The organism is Brevibacterium daeguense, from assembly GCF_021729135.1.
GTDB classification, from domain to species: domain Bacteria; phylum Actinomycetota; class Actinomycetes; order Actinomycetales; family Brevibacteriaceae; genus Brevibacterium; species Brevibacterium daeguense.
Genome location: NZ_JAJTWW010000016.1, coordinates 20246 through 34560 on the forward strand (window position 1 = coordinate 20246; position 14315 = coordinate 34560).

11 protein-coding genes are annotated in these 14315 nt (G+C 68.9%); 5 read left to right on the forward strand and 6 right to left on the reverse strand.

Going from position 1 to position 14315, the window contains the following annotated elements:
* Positions 1-2: 2 nt before the first annotated feature.
* Positions 3-1316, reverse strand: coding sequence for an imidazolonepropionase (gene hutI, locus LXN01_RS12630; RefSeq protein WP_236865724.1), 1314 nt, complete (start codon positions 1314-1316; stop codon positions 3-5).
* Positions 1317-1330: 14 nt separating this feature from the next.
* Positions 1331-3136, reverse strand: a complete 1806-nt coding sequence (gene hutU / locus LXN01_RS12635) for a urocanate hydratase (protein ID WP_236865726.1) — start codon at positions 3134-3136, stop codon at positions 1331-1333.
* 258 nt (positions 3137-3394) lie between these two features.
* On the opposite strand from hutU, the gene LXN01_RS12640 reads away from it, so the two are divergent.
* Positions 3395-4396, forward strand: coding sequence for an arginase family protein (locus LXN01_RS12640; RefSeq protein ID WP_236865728.1), 1002 nt, complete (start codon positions 3395-3397; stop codon positions 4394-4396).
* Between the two features lie 10 nt (positions 4397-4406).
* Here the strand turns inward: LXN01_RS12640 and LXN01_RS12645 are convergent, their stop codons facing one another.
* Positions 4407-5873: an APC family permease gene (locus LXN01_RS12645; protein ID WP_236865729.1), complete on the reverse strand. Its 1467-nt coding sequence runs from the start codon at positions 5871-5873 to the stop codon at positions 4407-4409.
* A gap of 332 nt (positions 5874-6205) precedes the next feature.
* Between LXN01_RS12645 and LXN01_RS12650 the strand changes: the two genes are divergently transcribed.
* Positions 6206-7768 (forward strand): NAD(P)H-binding protein, encoded by a 1563-nt coding sequence (locus LXN01_RS12650; RefSeq protein WP_236865730.1) that lies wholly within the window; start codon positions 6206-6208, stop codon positions 7766-7768.
* Here the strand turns inward: LXN01_RS12650 and LXN01_RS12655 are convergent.
* Entirely contained in the window at positions 7695-8423 is a 729-nt protein-coding gene (locus LXN01_RS12655) for an ANTAR domain-containing protein (protein ID WP_236865731.1), read from the reverse strand. The genes LXN01_RS12650 and LXN01_RS12655 overlap by 74 nt on opposite strands.
* A 267-nt stretch (positions 8424-8690) precedes the next feature.
* On the opposite strand from LXN01_RS12655, the gene LXN01_RS12660 reads away from it, so the two are divergent.
* Positions 8691-9251: a hypothetical protein gene (locus tag LXN01_RS12660; protein WP_236865732.1), complete on the forward strand. Its 561-nt coding sequence runs from the start codon at positions 8691-8693 to the stop codon at positions 9249-9251.
* A 15-nt stretch (positions 9252-9266) separates the two neighbouring features.
* Here LXN01_RS12660 and LXN01_RS12665 read toward each other — a convergent pair whose 3' ends face one another.
* Complete coding sequence (locus LXN01_RS12665) at positions 9267-9908, reverse strand: NAD(P)-dependent oxidoreductase (protein WP_236865733.1); 642 nt, start codon at positions 9906-9908, stop codon at positions 9267-9269.
* 168 nt (positions 9909-10076) lie between these two features.
* Positions 10077-12491: a thiamine pyrophosphate-binding protein gene (locus LXN01_RS12670; protein ID WP_236865734.1), complete on the reverse strand. Its 2415-nt coding sequence runs from the start codon at positions 12489-12491 to the stop codon at positions 10077-10079.
* A gap of 169 nt (positions 12492-12660) precedes the next feature.
* Here LXN01_RS12670 and LXN01_RS12675 point away from each other — a divergent pair, with 169 nt between their 5' ends.
* Both LXN01_RS12675 and LXN01_RS12680 read left to right on the forward strand, forming a co-directional pair.
* Positions 12661-13392 (forward strand): enoyl-CoA hydratase/isomerase family protein, encoded by a 732-nt coding sequence (locus LXN01_RS12675; protein WP_236865735.1) that lies wholly within the window; start codon positions 12661-12663, stop codon positions 13390-13392.
* 15 nt (positions 13393-13407) lie between these two features.
* A complete protein-coding gene (locus LXN01_RS12680; RefSeq protein ID WP_236865737.1) occupies positions 13408-14295 on the forward strand; it encodes an enoyl-CoA hydratase/isomerase family protein in 888 nt (295 codons plus the stop codon).
* The last annotated feature ends 20 nt before the right edge of the window (positions 14296-14315 follow it).

Sequence of the window (14315 nt, forward strand, 5' to 3'; positions counted from 1 at the left end):
TCTCAGCTCGCAGGTTGATTCGCCGCGATCTGCTCGCCGGCGCGGTACACCTTGGCGATCAGCTGCACCCCGGGCCGATAGGCCAGGTGCCGGTAGGACGGGGCGTCGAGAATGCTGAAGTCAGCCCGGGCGCCGACGGTCAGCCGCCCGATGTCCGCGCGGTCGAGGGCCCTTGCCCCGCCGGCGGTGGCCGCCCACACGGCCTGGTCGACGGTGAAGCGCATGTCGCGGACGGCCACGGCGATGCAGAACGGGATCGAGTTGGTGAAGCAGGACCCGGGATTGCAGTCGCTCGCTATCGCCACCGTGGCCCCGGCCGCGAAGTACCGGCGCGCATCCGGGTACGGCTGCCGGGTGGAGAATTCGACGCCGGGGAGCAGGGTGACGACTGTGCCGGCCGCGGCGAGCGCGGCGAGGTCCTCGTCCGAGGCGAAGGTCGCGTGGTCGGCGCTGACGCAGCCGGTGCGGGCGGCCAGCTGCAGCGCCCCGCCCGCGGTGAGCTGGTTCGCGTGCAGGCGTGGTCGCAGGCCGTGGCCCTTGCCGGCCGTGATGATCCGCTCCGCCTGCTCGACGGTGAATGCGCCTTCCTCGCAGAACACGTCGATCCACTTCGCCTGACCGGCGGCCGCGGGGATGATCTCCTCGATGACGAGGTCGACGTAGCCGTCCGGGTTGTCCAGGTACTCCGGGGGCACCACGTGGGCGGCCATGAGCGTTGACTCCTCGGTGTGACGGTTGATGATCCGCAGCGCGCGCAGCTCGTCGTCGAGGGTGAGCCCGTAACCGGTCTTGATCTCGAAGGTGGTGGTGCCCGAGCGCTCGGCTTCCCCGAGGAGCCGGACGAGGTTGGCCTCGAGCTCCTCCTCGCTCGCCTCCCGGGTAGCGGCCACCGTCGTGGCGATGCCACCTGCGGAATAGGGTTCTCCCGCCACCCGGGCGGCGAACTCCGCGGACCGGTCGCCGGCGAACACGAGGTGGTTGTGGCTGTCGACGAAACCCGGGATCACGGCGCGGCCTCCTGCGGAGATGTGGCGGACGCGAGGGGAGGCCGGATGTCCGGAATCGGCAGACGAGGCCTGGCCGCTGTCAGCCGGGACCGGCGGGACTCCTGGGACACCCGGGACAGCCGGGACAGCCTGAGAGTCGGCGACCGCCTCGGCGGGCAGGCGGGCCATCGGAAGCTCGGTCTGGGGCCCGGCCCAGATGACGCGGCCGCCCTCGATCAGCAGCGCCGCATCCCGGATCACGCCCAGGAGATCGGGTCGCGCGGGATCGTTTGTGACGAGTTCGGCGATCTCGGTGACGAGCAGTCTCATCCGGCTCACACCTCTCACTCCGCCGGCTCCGCGTAGTCGGCCTCGACGTAGTCCGCCTCGACCTCGTCGACATTTCGGACGTCGACTGCCACCTCCCGGTCGGCTGCAGGCCGCACGTCGAGCTCCGGGTCCATCGGGATCCGCACCCCCCGCTCGGCCGCCACCTCCCGCGCCCGGTAGTACCCCGCGTCCACGTGCCGGATGATGCCGGTGCCCGGATCGTTCGTGAGCAGCCGGGCGAGCTTGCGGGCGGCCAGCTCGGAGCCGTCGGCCACCGACACCTGACCGGCGTGGATCGACCGGCCCATCCCCACCCCGCCGCCGTGGTGGATGGACACCCAGGTGGCGCCGGAGGAGGTGCTGACCAGCGCGTTGAGCAGCGGCCAGTCCGCCACCGCGTCGGTGCCGTCGAGCATCCCCTCGGTCTCCCGATACGGACTGGCGACCGAGCCGGAGTCGAGGTGATCGCGGCCGATGACGATCGTCGCCGAGACCTTCCCCTCGGCGACGAGCTGGTTGAACAGCAGTCCCGCCTTCTCCCGCTCGCGGTAGCCCAGCCAGCAGATCCGGGCGGGCAGGCCCTCGAACTCGACGTGCTCCGCCGCCGCGTCGAGCCAGCGGTGCAGGGACTCGTTCTCCGGGAACAGTTCCTTGAGAGCGGCGTCGGTGACCGCGATGTCGGCCGGGTCGCCTGACAGGGCGACCCACCGGAACGGCCCCATGCCCTCGCAGAACAGTGGTCGGACGTAGGCCGGCACGAAGCCGGGGAATTCGAAGGCGCGCTCGTACCCGGCCTTGCGTGCCTCGTCGCGGATCGAATTGCCGTAGTCGAACACCTCGGCACCGCGGTCCTGGAATCCGACCATCGTCGCCACGTGCGTGGCCATCGATTCCTCGGCCCGGAGGGTGAACTTCTCCGGATCCTCCTCCGCCTCGGTCCGCCAGTCCTCGAACGCCACCCCGAGCGGCAGATAGGACAGCGGGTCGTGCGCAGAGGTCTGGTCGGTGACGATGTCGACTTCTGCCGCCTCGGGCCGGCCGAGGAGGGCGGGGAGGACCTCCGCGGCGTTGCCGACGAGCCCCACCGACAGCGGACGCCCTGCCCGCTTGGCCTCGATGACCCGGGCCAGGGCGCGCTCGAGATCATCGGCCACCTCGTCGAGGTAGCGCTTGGCCGCCCGCCGGTCGAGCCGGCGCCTGTCGACGTCCACGATGAGGCAGGTGCCCCCGTTGAGCGTGACCGCGAGCGGCTGCGCCCCGCCCATTCCGCCGCAGCCGGCGGTGACGGTGAGCGTGCCGGCCAGGGTGCCGCTGAAGCGCTTGCGCGCGACGGCGGCGAAGGTCTCATAGGTGCCCTGCAGGATGCCCTGGGTGGCGATGTAGATCCAGGAGCCGGCTGTCATCTGCCCGTACATCATCAGGCCCTCGGCCTCGAGCTTGCGGAAGTGCTCCCAGTTCGCCCAGTCGCCCACCAGGTTCGAGTTGGCGATGAGCACCCGAGGCGCCCACTCGTGGGTGCGCAGCACGCCCACCGGCTTGCCGGACTGGATGAGCAGCGTCTCGTCGTCCTCGAGGTCGTCGAGAGTGCGGACGATCGCGTCGAAGGCCTCCCACGACCGGGCGGCCCGGCCGGTGCCGCCGTAGACGACCAGATCGGCCGGTGATTCGGCGACCTCCGGGTCGAGGTTGTTCATGAGCATCCGCTTGGCGGCTTCGGTCTGCCAGGACTTGGCGGTGATCTCCGTGCCGCGTGGGGCGCGGACGGTACGGTCCGGATCGTGGCGGGTGAAGGACTGCTGGGCGGGCGACGACATCGTCATGGCAGCTCCTGCGCTGGGCCGGCACCTGGGGCGGGGCTCCCCTCGTTGGGCTCCACGCGGTCGGCCGGAAGTGGTAGGGCTCCCATTGTGTCCGACGCAGCGGACGCGGGTCGAGGGCCACGGCGGCTCTCCCGCCGGATCGGAGCCGGCACGAACCCAAGGAGCCGGCAGCAGGCAGCCGCGCAGCACGGTTGCAGGTGGACACCGAAGCCCCGAAGATGGGAAGTCCCGGGCCGATGACGACGTGGAGACCATCCGATGAACCGCAGGACTGCTTGGACCGGCCGCGACGACGGGCCCGGTCCCGCACACCGTCGCTTCTGGTCGACGATCACCGACTCGTCCTCGGATCCCGTCGATGCCGCGCTGATCGGGTTCGCCAGCGAGGAAGGGGTGCTGCGCAATCAGGGTCGAGCCGGTGCCGTCGCCGGTCCCGCGGCAATTCGCGAGGCGCTGGCCTCGTTGGCCGTGCACCGGCCCCTCAGAGTTCTCGACGCGGGCGACGTGCTCGTCGAGAATCACGACCTGGAGGGCGGCCAGGCCGAACTCGGCCGCCGGCTCGCCGAGCTCCGGACTGGTCGCGTTCAGAGGCCCGGCCGGTCACCGGATCCCGGCGCCAGCTCCCCTGATCACCCGCCCGGCGGCCCCCGCCCGCTCACCGGCGTGCTCGGCGGCGGTCACGAGACCGCGTGGGGCAGCTACCTCGGGCTGGCCGGCGAGTTCGCCGATCGTCGCCTGGGCATCCTCAACCTCGATGCCCATTTCGATCTCCGGCAGGCGGTGGCCCCCAGCTCGGGAACGCCGTTCCTGCAGATCGCCCTCGACCGCATGGTCCGCGGCGCGAGCTTCGACTACTCGGTGATCGGCATCAGCGAGCCGAACAACACGACGGCTCTGTTCGACACCGCCCGCCAGCTCCAGGCGACATGGCTGCGCGACATCGACGCGCAGACCGTTCCCGAGGCGGTCGCCCACGTCGACGAGTTCGTCGCCCGGGTCGACGACCTCTACCTGACCATCGACCTCGACGTGATGCCGGCGGCGCAGGCACCGGGCGTGAGCGCGCCGGCAGGACTCGGGGTGCCGGCACATGTGATCCTGGCGGCCGCCTCGGCGGCGGCCCGCTCCGGCAAGCTGCGCCATTTCGACATCGTGGAGCTCAACCCGAGCTGCGACATCGACGGGCGGACGGCGCGGATCGCCGCCCGCCTGGTGAACGAGATCCTGACCACGGCTGCCGGCAGACCAGCCGGACCCTAGACGCAGACCCTCACGCGTCGCGTTCGACGCCTGCGGCCGCCAGCTCCGGGCCGCGCTGCGCTGCCCGGTCCGGGGCCAGCACGCCGAGGACGAACACGCAGACCAGGACCGCTCCGCACACCACGGCAGCCGTCATGCCGCCGACCATCAGCGGGAAGTTCCACAGCGAGATCGCCAGCACGACGGACAGCCCTGCCGCGCCGAGGATCGTCGCCCACCGGACTCCGGCCGACAACGGCACGGCGTGCGGCGAGGCGACCCGTGCCTCGGCGGCGGACCATGCGTCCATGACTCGGACCCCGCGACTGCGCCGGTCAGAGCCGTAGACGAGGACCGCCACGCTGGTCAGCGCCATCATGAGGATCACGCCGACCGCTCCGGCGCCCGAATACCACGTGTAGATCTGGGTCACCGGATCCAGCTGCGCGAGCGCGGACACGACGACCACCCCGGTGGTCACAGCACTGGTCCACAGCGACGCGCGCGAGGGAGCGAGGTGTTCGGGGTGCACCTCGGCGAGGCCGGCCGGCAGCACGCCGCGCTGGCCGAGGGTGAACAGGTATCGGGTGACGATGTTGTGGAACGACAGCATGCAGGCGAACATGCTGGTGACCACGAGCACCTGGACGACGTCGGCGAAGATCGGGGCGACGACGCTGCCGGCGAGCGCGATCACGATGCTGTCAGGGTTCTCGCCGGCCGCGGCGACCGCCTGGTCCTCCCCGATTCCGGCGATGACCAGCCACGACGAGAGGATGTAGAGAACACCCACCGAGGTGACGGCGATGTAGGTCGCGCGGGGCACGGTCCGCTCCGGGTCGCGTGCCTCGTTGCGGAACACCGCCGTCGCCTCGAAGCCGAAGAACCCGAGGAATGCGAACAGCAGCCCGAGTCCCGGCGCTCCCGACAGCGCCTCGGCGGGGTTGAACGGCGCGGCGGTCAGCTCCCGGCCGGACAGCAGCACGCCCACGTCGATGGCGACCACGGCGACCACTTCGAGGACGAGGATGATGCCCAGGACCTTCGCGGACAGGTCGATGCGCCGGCAGCCGAGCAGGCCGACGATGAGCAGCATGATCCCGGAGACCAGCCACCACGGCAGCTGCACGCCGGTGACCAGCTCGAGGAGGTTGCCGGCCTGTACGCCCAGGTAGCAGGTCATCGACACGGTGAGCAGCACATAGGACATGAGCGCGATCGCGGCGGTGCCCCGGCCGGCCCGCCGGCCCAGTCCGCGGTCGACATAGGAGTAGAACGCTCCGGCGTCGGGGACGTGCGGGGTCATCCAGGTGTAGCCGGCCGAGAAGAGCAGCAGGATGACTGTCGCGGCGAGGATCAGCAGCGGGGCGCCCACGGAGCCCGATTCCATCAGGATGATCGGGAAGTTCGCGGCGACGACGGTGATCGGGGCGGCGGCCGCGATCACCATGAAGACGATCCCGGTGACCCCGAGATCGCGCTTGAGAGCGGTGTTCACATGTGTTCCTTAGACGACGGAATGCCGGCAGCCCGGGAGGGCCTCGGCATGACGAAGGAATTGTAGTGCGCCGGAATTCGGGGGATTTCGGCGGGCCTCGCCCGGCTCACCCGTCCCGGCCGCGTTCGGTCACGGCGCCCGGTTCCGTTCGCTCAAGGTGCCCTGCTGAACCGTTCGCCCGTCCGATCGGCCCTTCGCATCGCGACGCCCCCTCCCGGCCGAGGCGAATGCAGGCTAACGTGACACCCAGGACTTCCGTTCACACTGGCCGAGCGACAACACCGGCGGCGACCGCGTGCGGTCCCGGTCAACCCAGCTGAAAGGCACACCTCGTGACTCCACACCGCCGCACCGTCCTCGTCACCGGAGCGACCGGCTACGTGGGTGGGCGCCTGATCCCGCAGCTGCTCGCCGCCGGCCACCGGGTCCGCGCCCTCGTCCGCTCCCCCGAGAAGCTGGCACCGCTCGACTGGGCGGACCGGATCGAGATCGCGAAAGGCAGCCTCGACGACTTCGACACCGTGCGCGGCGCGTGCGAAGGAGTCGACGCCGTCTACTACCTGGTCCATTCGATGAGCGACTCCCGGGACTTCGCCGAACGGGAGAAGTCGATGGCGGAGACGACCGCCCGGGCCGTCGAGGAGGCCGGGGTGCGCCGGATCATCTACCTCGGCGGCCTCCACCCGGATGACGTCGAGCTGTCGGTGCACATGCGCTCGCGTGCCGCTGTCGGCGAGGTGTTCCTCGACTCCACGGTCCCCGCGGCGGTCTTCGAGGCCGGCATCATCATCGGCTCCGGTTCGGCATCCTTCGAGATGATCCGGCACCTCGCCGCGGTGCTGCCGGCCATGCCCGCCCCCAGCTGGGTGACCAATCGGATCGAGCCCCTCTTCATCCGCGACCTGCTCCACTATCTGGTCGCGGCCCTCGACCTGCCGGAGGACATCAATGAGCGCCTCCCGCTGGGGTGCGGGGAGGTCATGACCTACGCCGAGGCGATGAGCCGGGCGTCCACCGAACTCGGCCTGCCGAGGCGCCCCGTCGTCGCGCTGCCGCTGCCGGCCCAGCTGCTGGCCGGGTATTGGGTGAGCCTGGTGACTCCGCTGCCGCACGGGCTCGCGGTGCCGCTGGTCCAGTCCCTCCAGGACGACGCGGTGCGCAGCAGCCACCACGTCGACCAGCTCATCGATCCCCCGCCGGACGGACCCACCGGATACAGCAGAGCGATCGCGCAGGTGCTGGAGGCGGAAAACCGCCTCCTGCCGGACACCGCGATCCCGCTGCCCGACGGCTCTCCCCTCGCCGCCACTCCGACTCCCACTCCCCGGACCACGCATGGCCCCTCGCCCACCGATCCCCCATGGGCGGGGCCCACGGTGTTCCACTCCCAGCGCACACGCGTGGTGCAGGCGGACCAGGGCGAGCTGCGGCAGGCCGCCGAGGCGATCGTCACCGGACTCAAGCGCTGGTCCTTGGAGAAGCGCGAGCCCACCCGGCGGCTGCTGACCCGGCGCCGTGGGGAGCGGTTCGGGTCGGCGTGGCTGGACATCCGCCTCGGCGACGGGAATCCATCGGGTCCCTCGGATGTGCCGCGCGACTCGCATTTCCCGGACAACCCGGATGGGCTGCGCGACTCGGATGCGCCGACCGAGGAGAGGGCGAGTCGCGCCGCAACTCGCCTCACCCAGACGACTGTCTTCGCCCCGCGCGGTCTGCTGGGCGTGATCGCCTGGCACGCGTCCTCACCGGTGCGGGCGCTGAACAGCGCGCGAATGATCAGCAGGGTGCTGAGAAGCGGCACGCCTCGGGGCCGGGTTCAGCTCACTCGAAGACCGTCCGCGGTGCCGGCTGGCCGATCGACGCGACCAGATCGCCGGCCAGTTCCCGCACCTTGATGTTCCGGTTGCTGGCGGCGCGCTGCAGGATGGCGAATGCATCGTCCTGGCTGCAGCGGTTCTGGCTCATCAGGATCCCGACCGCCACGTCGATGACCGTGCGCGACTCCATCGCCCGGCGCCGGTGCTCAGCCTCCTCCGCGAGCTCAGCCACTCGGACCGCGACCCGCAGGGCCTTCGACGCCAAGGCTGCGTACCGCTGGGCCACCTCCACGGCGGCTTCGTCGAAGCATCCGGCGTGGTGGGAGTAGAAGTTGAGCGCGGCGGTGGCCGAACCCTCCAGTTGCAGCGGGACCCCCAGAATGCTGCGCAGACCGCGCTCCCGGACCGCTTCGACGTACACCGGCCAGCGGTGCTCGGATTCGACATCCGACACGCGGGTCACGGTCTGGGTCCGCATGGCATCGACGCAGGGACCTTCGTCGATGCCCGTCTGCAGCTCCTCGAGGCCTCTGGCCTTCTCGTCGCTGCTGCCGACCACGATCATCCGGTCGTTGCGCTGCAGGATGATGCCGGCGACGACGTCATGGCCTAACGAAAGGTGTGCGACCGAGAGCTGAGTGAGCTGATTGAGGAAGCCCGGCATATCGCTTTCGCTGGCCAGCAGCTCATAGAGATGATCTGCGGGCGAAGCGAGATCGTCCGTTGGTTCCACGTTGTCTTCCTTGCGTGAGGGGACCGAATGGCCGGCCGGAAGCCCTGCTTGTCCTCGGTACCATACTGCTTTCCGGACCGCCGTGCCCGACACCGCGGTTGACCAGCCGTTCTCCCGGCGGCTACAGTCGGGGTTCGAGTTCAGAAGCGGCTCCTCACCCTTTCCTATGGGAGTTGTCTTGAGCTCTGCATTTTCCGCGGAACTGCTGTCCGCCGCTTCACCTGAGCCCCTGAGCTTCTTCACACCGGTCGACCGAGGAGGAGCCTGATGGATCGCGACGCCGCTCTCGGCCGGATCCTTCGCTCGCTCCAGGATCTCGCCGAGGTATCCCTCGACATCGACGCTTTCGCGGACTCGCGCTACTCCGAGCTGTTCGAGGAGCACGGGGTCAGCGTTCCCCCGGAAGCCGCCGACGACCTGGGCCAGTGGCAGGAGGTGGCCGTCGGGATCACCCACCTGGCCCAGGAGCTCCGGACCGCGGTCAAGCGCGGAGACAACGACCTGCTCTTCACTCTGGGAGTCACGGCATCGGTCCGCAATCACGAAGTCGCACAGGCCCAAGCCGAGGGCAGAGCCCCCGAGGCGCCCACCGCCGGGGACGATTCCGCTGCCGAGCACGCCGTCTACGCCTGGTACAGCCCCGAGGATCAGTGGTGCTTCCTGGTGCCGGAGCTGGGGATCTGCGAGCGACAGCACCTGCAGCCGGGGGCGATCTCGACCTTCGCCCGGCGCGCTGTCGAAGACGCGACCGGTCACGAGGCACGGGTCGTCGTCCACGAGCTGCCGACCCCGCCGATCGTCGACCGGGACCGCCCCGACGCGCGGTGACCGGCGCGGCCCGGGTCAGGAATCGCTGACCGTGAACCGGGTCTTCACGTGCTGCGGATTCTCGATCTCGTCGAGGATGGCGACCGCCATGGTGCCCGACGTGGTATGTGACGTGCCGTCCGAGGCAAAGATGATCTCGTCGGTGCCAAGCACCGGAGTGCTCGCCTCGCCGGGAGAGAATTCGGCCTGCGGCGACACCCCCACCCAGTCGACCTCTTCCACGCGACGCAGATACTCGAGCTGCTTGAGTTGATTCTCCGGGATGGAAATCCAGGCTTCGGCACCAGGGGCCTGACGGATGTCGTCGACGAAGAGGTGCTTGTCCTCGCCGGTGGTCAGCGAGCCCGCGCCCAGGATGAACACCAGTCGCGGCTTCGACTCGCCTGCGGAATTCACCAGCAGCTGCGTGAGCTCGACGTGCTGGTGGGCCTGGTCAGGACTCGTGCCGAAGGCGTTGACAACCACGTCGAAGTCGGCGAGGTCGTCGGCGGTGAGCTCGAACGCATCCCGCTGGAGCACCTCGGCCGCTGTGCCAAGTTTCTCGGCTGCCTTCTGACGGTTCTGCACGAGCGCGATGACTTCGTGATCACGTCGGACTGCCTCGCGATAGATGTCCGATCCAGCCTTGCCGGTTGCTCCGATGATGCCGATGCGCATGGTGCGACTCCCGTTCCGACCCGCTCAGGCCGAACCGGGACTGAGCGGATCCTCGAACTCTGCAGTTGACGATCGAACAACGCGGGAGAGCGCTCCAGGATTCCCGTATCGGATTCCTACCGGTTCAGAACATCTTCGGCAGGACGAGGGCGCGACCAGCACTCCCGCCTACCGCCCCAGCAGATCGAGGCCGGCCCGAACGATCGACGCCTCGTCGATGCCGTGCAGCTTGTAGGCCTCCTGCACCGAGGACGCCTGCCCGAAGGACGTCACGCCGAGGTTGATGGTCCGGTCGCCGCGGATGCCCGCCAGGAATGCCAGCGTGTGGGGGTGGCCGTCGAGCACCGTGACAAGAGGTGCGGGTGAGTCGGGCGGGAAGAGCGCCTCGGCGATGGCCGACCGCTGTCCTGCCGCGACCCGGTGCCGCTCCTGCACCGACCGGAACAGCAGGTCGGGGCTGGTCAGGCACACCACTCCGGCGCGGATGCCGAAGGATTCGAGCTTCCGGGCCGCGCCGACGACCTCGGTCATCATCGCGCCCACCCCGACGAGGGTGACCTGGTCCTCCGACGCCGGATGGTCGCTGATCCGGTAGCCGCCGGCCACCACCTGCTCGCGGCGCCGCTCCAGCAGCACGGGATCCTCCGGAAGCCCGGCGATCGACTGGTCGACGGGCCGGGTGGACAGCCGGAAGTATGCCGAATGGCCATCGGGGCGGCCGATCGCGCGCATCGCCTCGAGCATCGTCCATTCCAGGTCCTGGGCGAATGCCGGCTCCCAGGACACGAGCTCCGGGACCTCCAGCGTCACCGACGGGGTGTTGAACGACTGATGCGCCCCGCCTTCGGGCGCGAGGCTCACGCCGGACGGGGTACCGATCATGATCGATTGCCCGCCGGCGTACATCCCGAAGTGCCACGGCTCCAGCGCCCGGTTGATGAACGGGTCGTACATCACGCCGATCGGGATCAGCGGCTGACCCCAGCGGCTGAACGTGCTGCCGAGCTCCCCGGCGAGGCTGACGAGGTTGACCTCGGCGATCCCGAGCTCGATGTGCTGGCCGCCGGAGACCTCCTGCCACTTGAGCACCCGCTCGCGGTCGTCGGAGAACCAGTCGTGCCGCCCGGCCAGCGACCACACTCCGGTCTTGTTGATCCAGCCGCCCAGGTTCGTCGACGTCGCCACGTCCGGGCTGACCGTGACCACCCGGTCGGCGATCTCGGGTGCACCGCGTTTGAGGTCGGACAGGAACCGGCCCAACGTGGCCTGCGTGGAGGTGACGGCCTTGTGCGACCAGCCGAGCGCCTCGGGAACCCCCTCGATCCGGGTCTGCTCGATCGGCTGCCGGCGCAGCCGCTCGCGGGTGGCGGCGCACAGCTGACCGGCCGGAGTGTCATCCGGGAACCGCTGCCACGGGTCCTCCAGGGACATGCCGGAGATCTCCGCGAGCTCGTGCATCTGCGATTCGGTGAGCTGGGCGGCGTGGTTGTTCGGGTGACCCTCGGTCGCCAGGCCGCGGCCCTTGATGGTGTAGGCGAAGATCACGGTCGGGCGGGTGTCGTCGATCCGGTCGAACGTCGCCATCAGCTGGGAGATGTCGTGTCCGCCCAGGTCGCGGACCACCTCGGCCAGCTCCCGAGGTGTCAGCGATTCCACGAGTGCGCGCAGTCCCGACTCCTCGGCGTCGGCGACGCCGGCCAGCACGCGCTCGGGCACCTCGTCCGGGTGGGAGCGCAGGATCCGCTGGTACTCCTCATTGGGCATGTCGGTCATCCGCTGCTCGAAGGCCGCGCCGCCGGGCCCGGCGAACAGCTGCTGGATGCGCGCACCCCACTTGCAGGTCAGCACCTGCCAGTCGGCGGCGGCGAACATGCCCTGGAGGCGCGCGATCTGCTTGTCCGGGATGATCCGGTCCAGCGACTGCCGGTTGAGGTCGACGATCCACACCGCCTCGCCGAGCTGGCGGACCTCCGGGTCGATGATCGCCTCCCAGACTGCGCCCTCGTCCATCTCCGCATCACCGAGCAGCGAGTAGAAGCGGCCGGCGTCGGGCGCCTGCGGGAAGTGCTCCTTGAGGTAGCGGTGCGAGAGCGCGGCCCACAGCGGGGCGGTCGCGCCGATGCCGACGGAGCCGGTGGAGAAGTCGACCGTGTCCGGGTCCTTCGACCGCGACGGGTACGGCTGCAGGCCGCCCTTGGAGCGCAGGGTGGTGAGGTACTTCTCGTCGAGGTCGCCGAGCAGGTAGTTGATCGCGTGGAGCGCCGGGGACGCGTGCGGCTTCACCGACACCCGGTCGGCGGCGGTGAGCTGCGAGAACCACAGCGCCGTCATGATGCCGGCCATCGAGGCGCTCGAGGACTGGTGCCCACCGACCTTGACCCCGTCGGGGTTCTCCCGCCCGCGGTTAGCGGCGTCGATGATCGCCGTCGACAGCCACAGCACCCGCTGCGCGATCTGATCGAGCACCGACTCGTCCGGGGAGGCGGTCGCGGTCAGCGGGCGCGAGTTCACGCTCGGCGGGCTGGCCTGCACCGCGGTCTCGAACTGCCCGGTCTCCCGCTCGTCGTGGTGCGAAGTCGTCATTGATGCTCCTCGGAATCCTGGCCGGCCGCAGCTCAGTGGACCGTTCATCCGCTCACGCTACTGCAGATGCAGGGATTTGGATGGCCAGAGCGCCTGTGACGGTAAAGGTGAGCATGGGATTGTGGAGGACGGACCACCCGCCACACAGTCGAGCAGAAGAGAGCACGAATTGATCACCGAGTCTCGCACGGACGAAGGCATCCTCACCGTCACCATCGACAACCCGACCAAGGCAAACTCCCTGTCCGCCGATATGCTCGAGCGCCTGGTTGCGGCTTTCACCGCTGCTTCGAGCGACCCGAGCCTCCGAGCCGTGCTGCTCACCGCGGCTGGAAACAGGGGTTTCTCCGCCGGCATGGACACTGCGCAGTTCGAGCACTCGAGCTCGACCCGCGCCTACGAGACGATCTCGCTGCTGGGACGGGTGTGCGAGGCGATCAAGGACTGCGACGTGCCGGTCGCCGCCGCGATCCGCGGCTACTGCGTCGGCGGGGCACTCGAGATTGCTGCCGCGGCCGACTTCCGGGTGGGCGGGGTGAGCTCGTGGTACTCGATGCCCGAGGTGCGCATCGGCATCCCCTCGGTGCTGGACGCGGCGAACCTCCACCGTGTCATGGGCTGGACCAAGGCCAGCGAGCTGATCCTCACCGCCAATCGCTTCAGTGCCGAAGACATGGACAAGTGCGGGTTCCTCAATGCGCTGGTCGAGGACGCGGAAGTCGAGGAGCGCGCGCTCGGCTACCTGCGCGACACGATGGAGTCCGACCGCGCGGTGATCGCCCAGCAGAAACGACTGTTCCGGACCTGGAAGAACTCCTTCGAGCGCGAGGCGATCGCCGACAGCAAGAAGGAGTTCGCTCTGGCCTTCGCACGGAAGAGTGATCCTGGCACGGAAGAATGATCCTGGCACGGAAGAATGATCCTGGATCCGCGTCAAATACAGCCGATCCATGACGAGAAGGGATATCGATCGTTGATTCCACAGCCACAGTCGACAGATGACAGCTTCGTGTTCATCGATTGCGACCTGAACCGTGATTCAGGGGCCGCAGCAATAGTGCTCAACAGACCGGAGAAGCGAAACGCCATCAACTTCTCGGTGATCCAGGAGCTGATTTCCGCGATTGAGGGATTCAATGCTCTGCCCGGCGTTTCCTCAATCACCATCACCGGCCGCGGAAAGGGATTCTGCGCTGGAGACGACATTGCAGGCATGGGAACCGACGAACACCCGTTGCCGGATGATCCTGTTGCTCGTGCAGGTCAAGGCTATGTCCGATTGATCAGGTCAGTGTGGACCAGCAGAAAACCTGTGATCGCAGACGTTCACGGGTTCGCCGCCGGTGCTGGTGCGATGCTGATGCTGGCTGCCGACATCATCTGCGTCGACCCGGACACGACGGTGTCATTTCCTTTCACGAAGCTGGGTATCACGGCAGGATCGTTGGTGGACCATCTCGGGATTCCCTTCCACCTCGCCAACTTGCTCCTGTACACCGGCTCGTCCCTGGGAGCATCGGACCTGGCACGGCTGGGCATCGCTGGATTTGTCGGTGACCCAGACGAACGTCGCCGCTGGGTCACTGAGACCCAACAGAGCATCAGTCGGGTGTCTCCCTCGGCAGTCCAGGCCATCAAGACAGCTCGGCGGTCTTCGCAGACGAGAACCGACTCCGCGCTGGTCAGAGAGCAGCTCCTGCTGGCCGCCGGCTATGGCCACTCCGACTACATGGAGGGAAAAAGGGCGTTCCTCGAAAAGCGCTCGCCGAACTTCCTCGAGGCGCATTCCTACGAATCCGACTGAGCTTGGTCGATTTCTGGGCG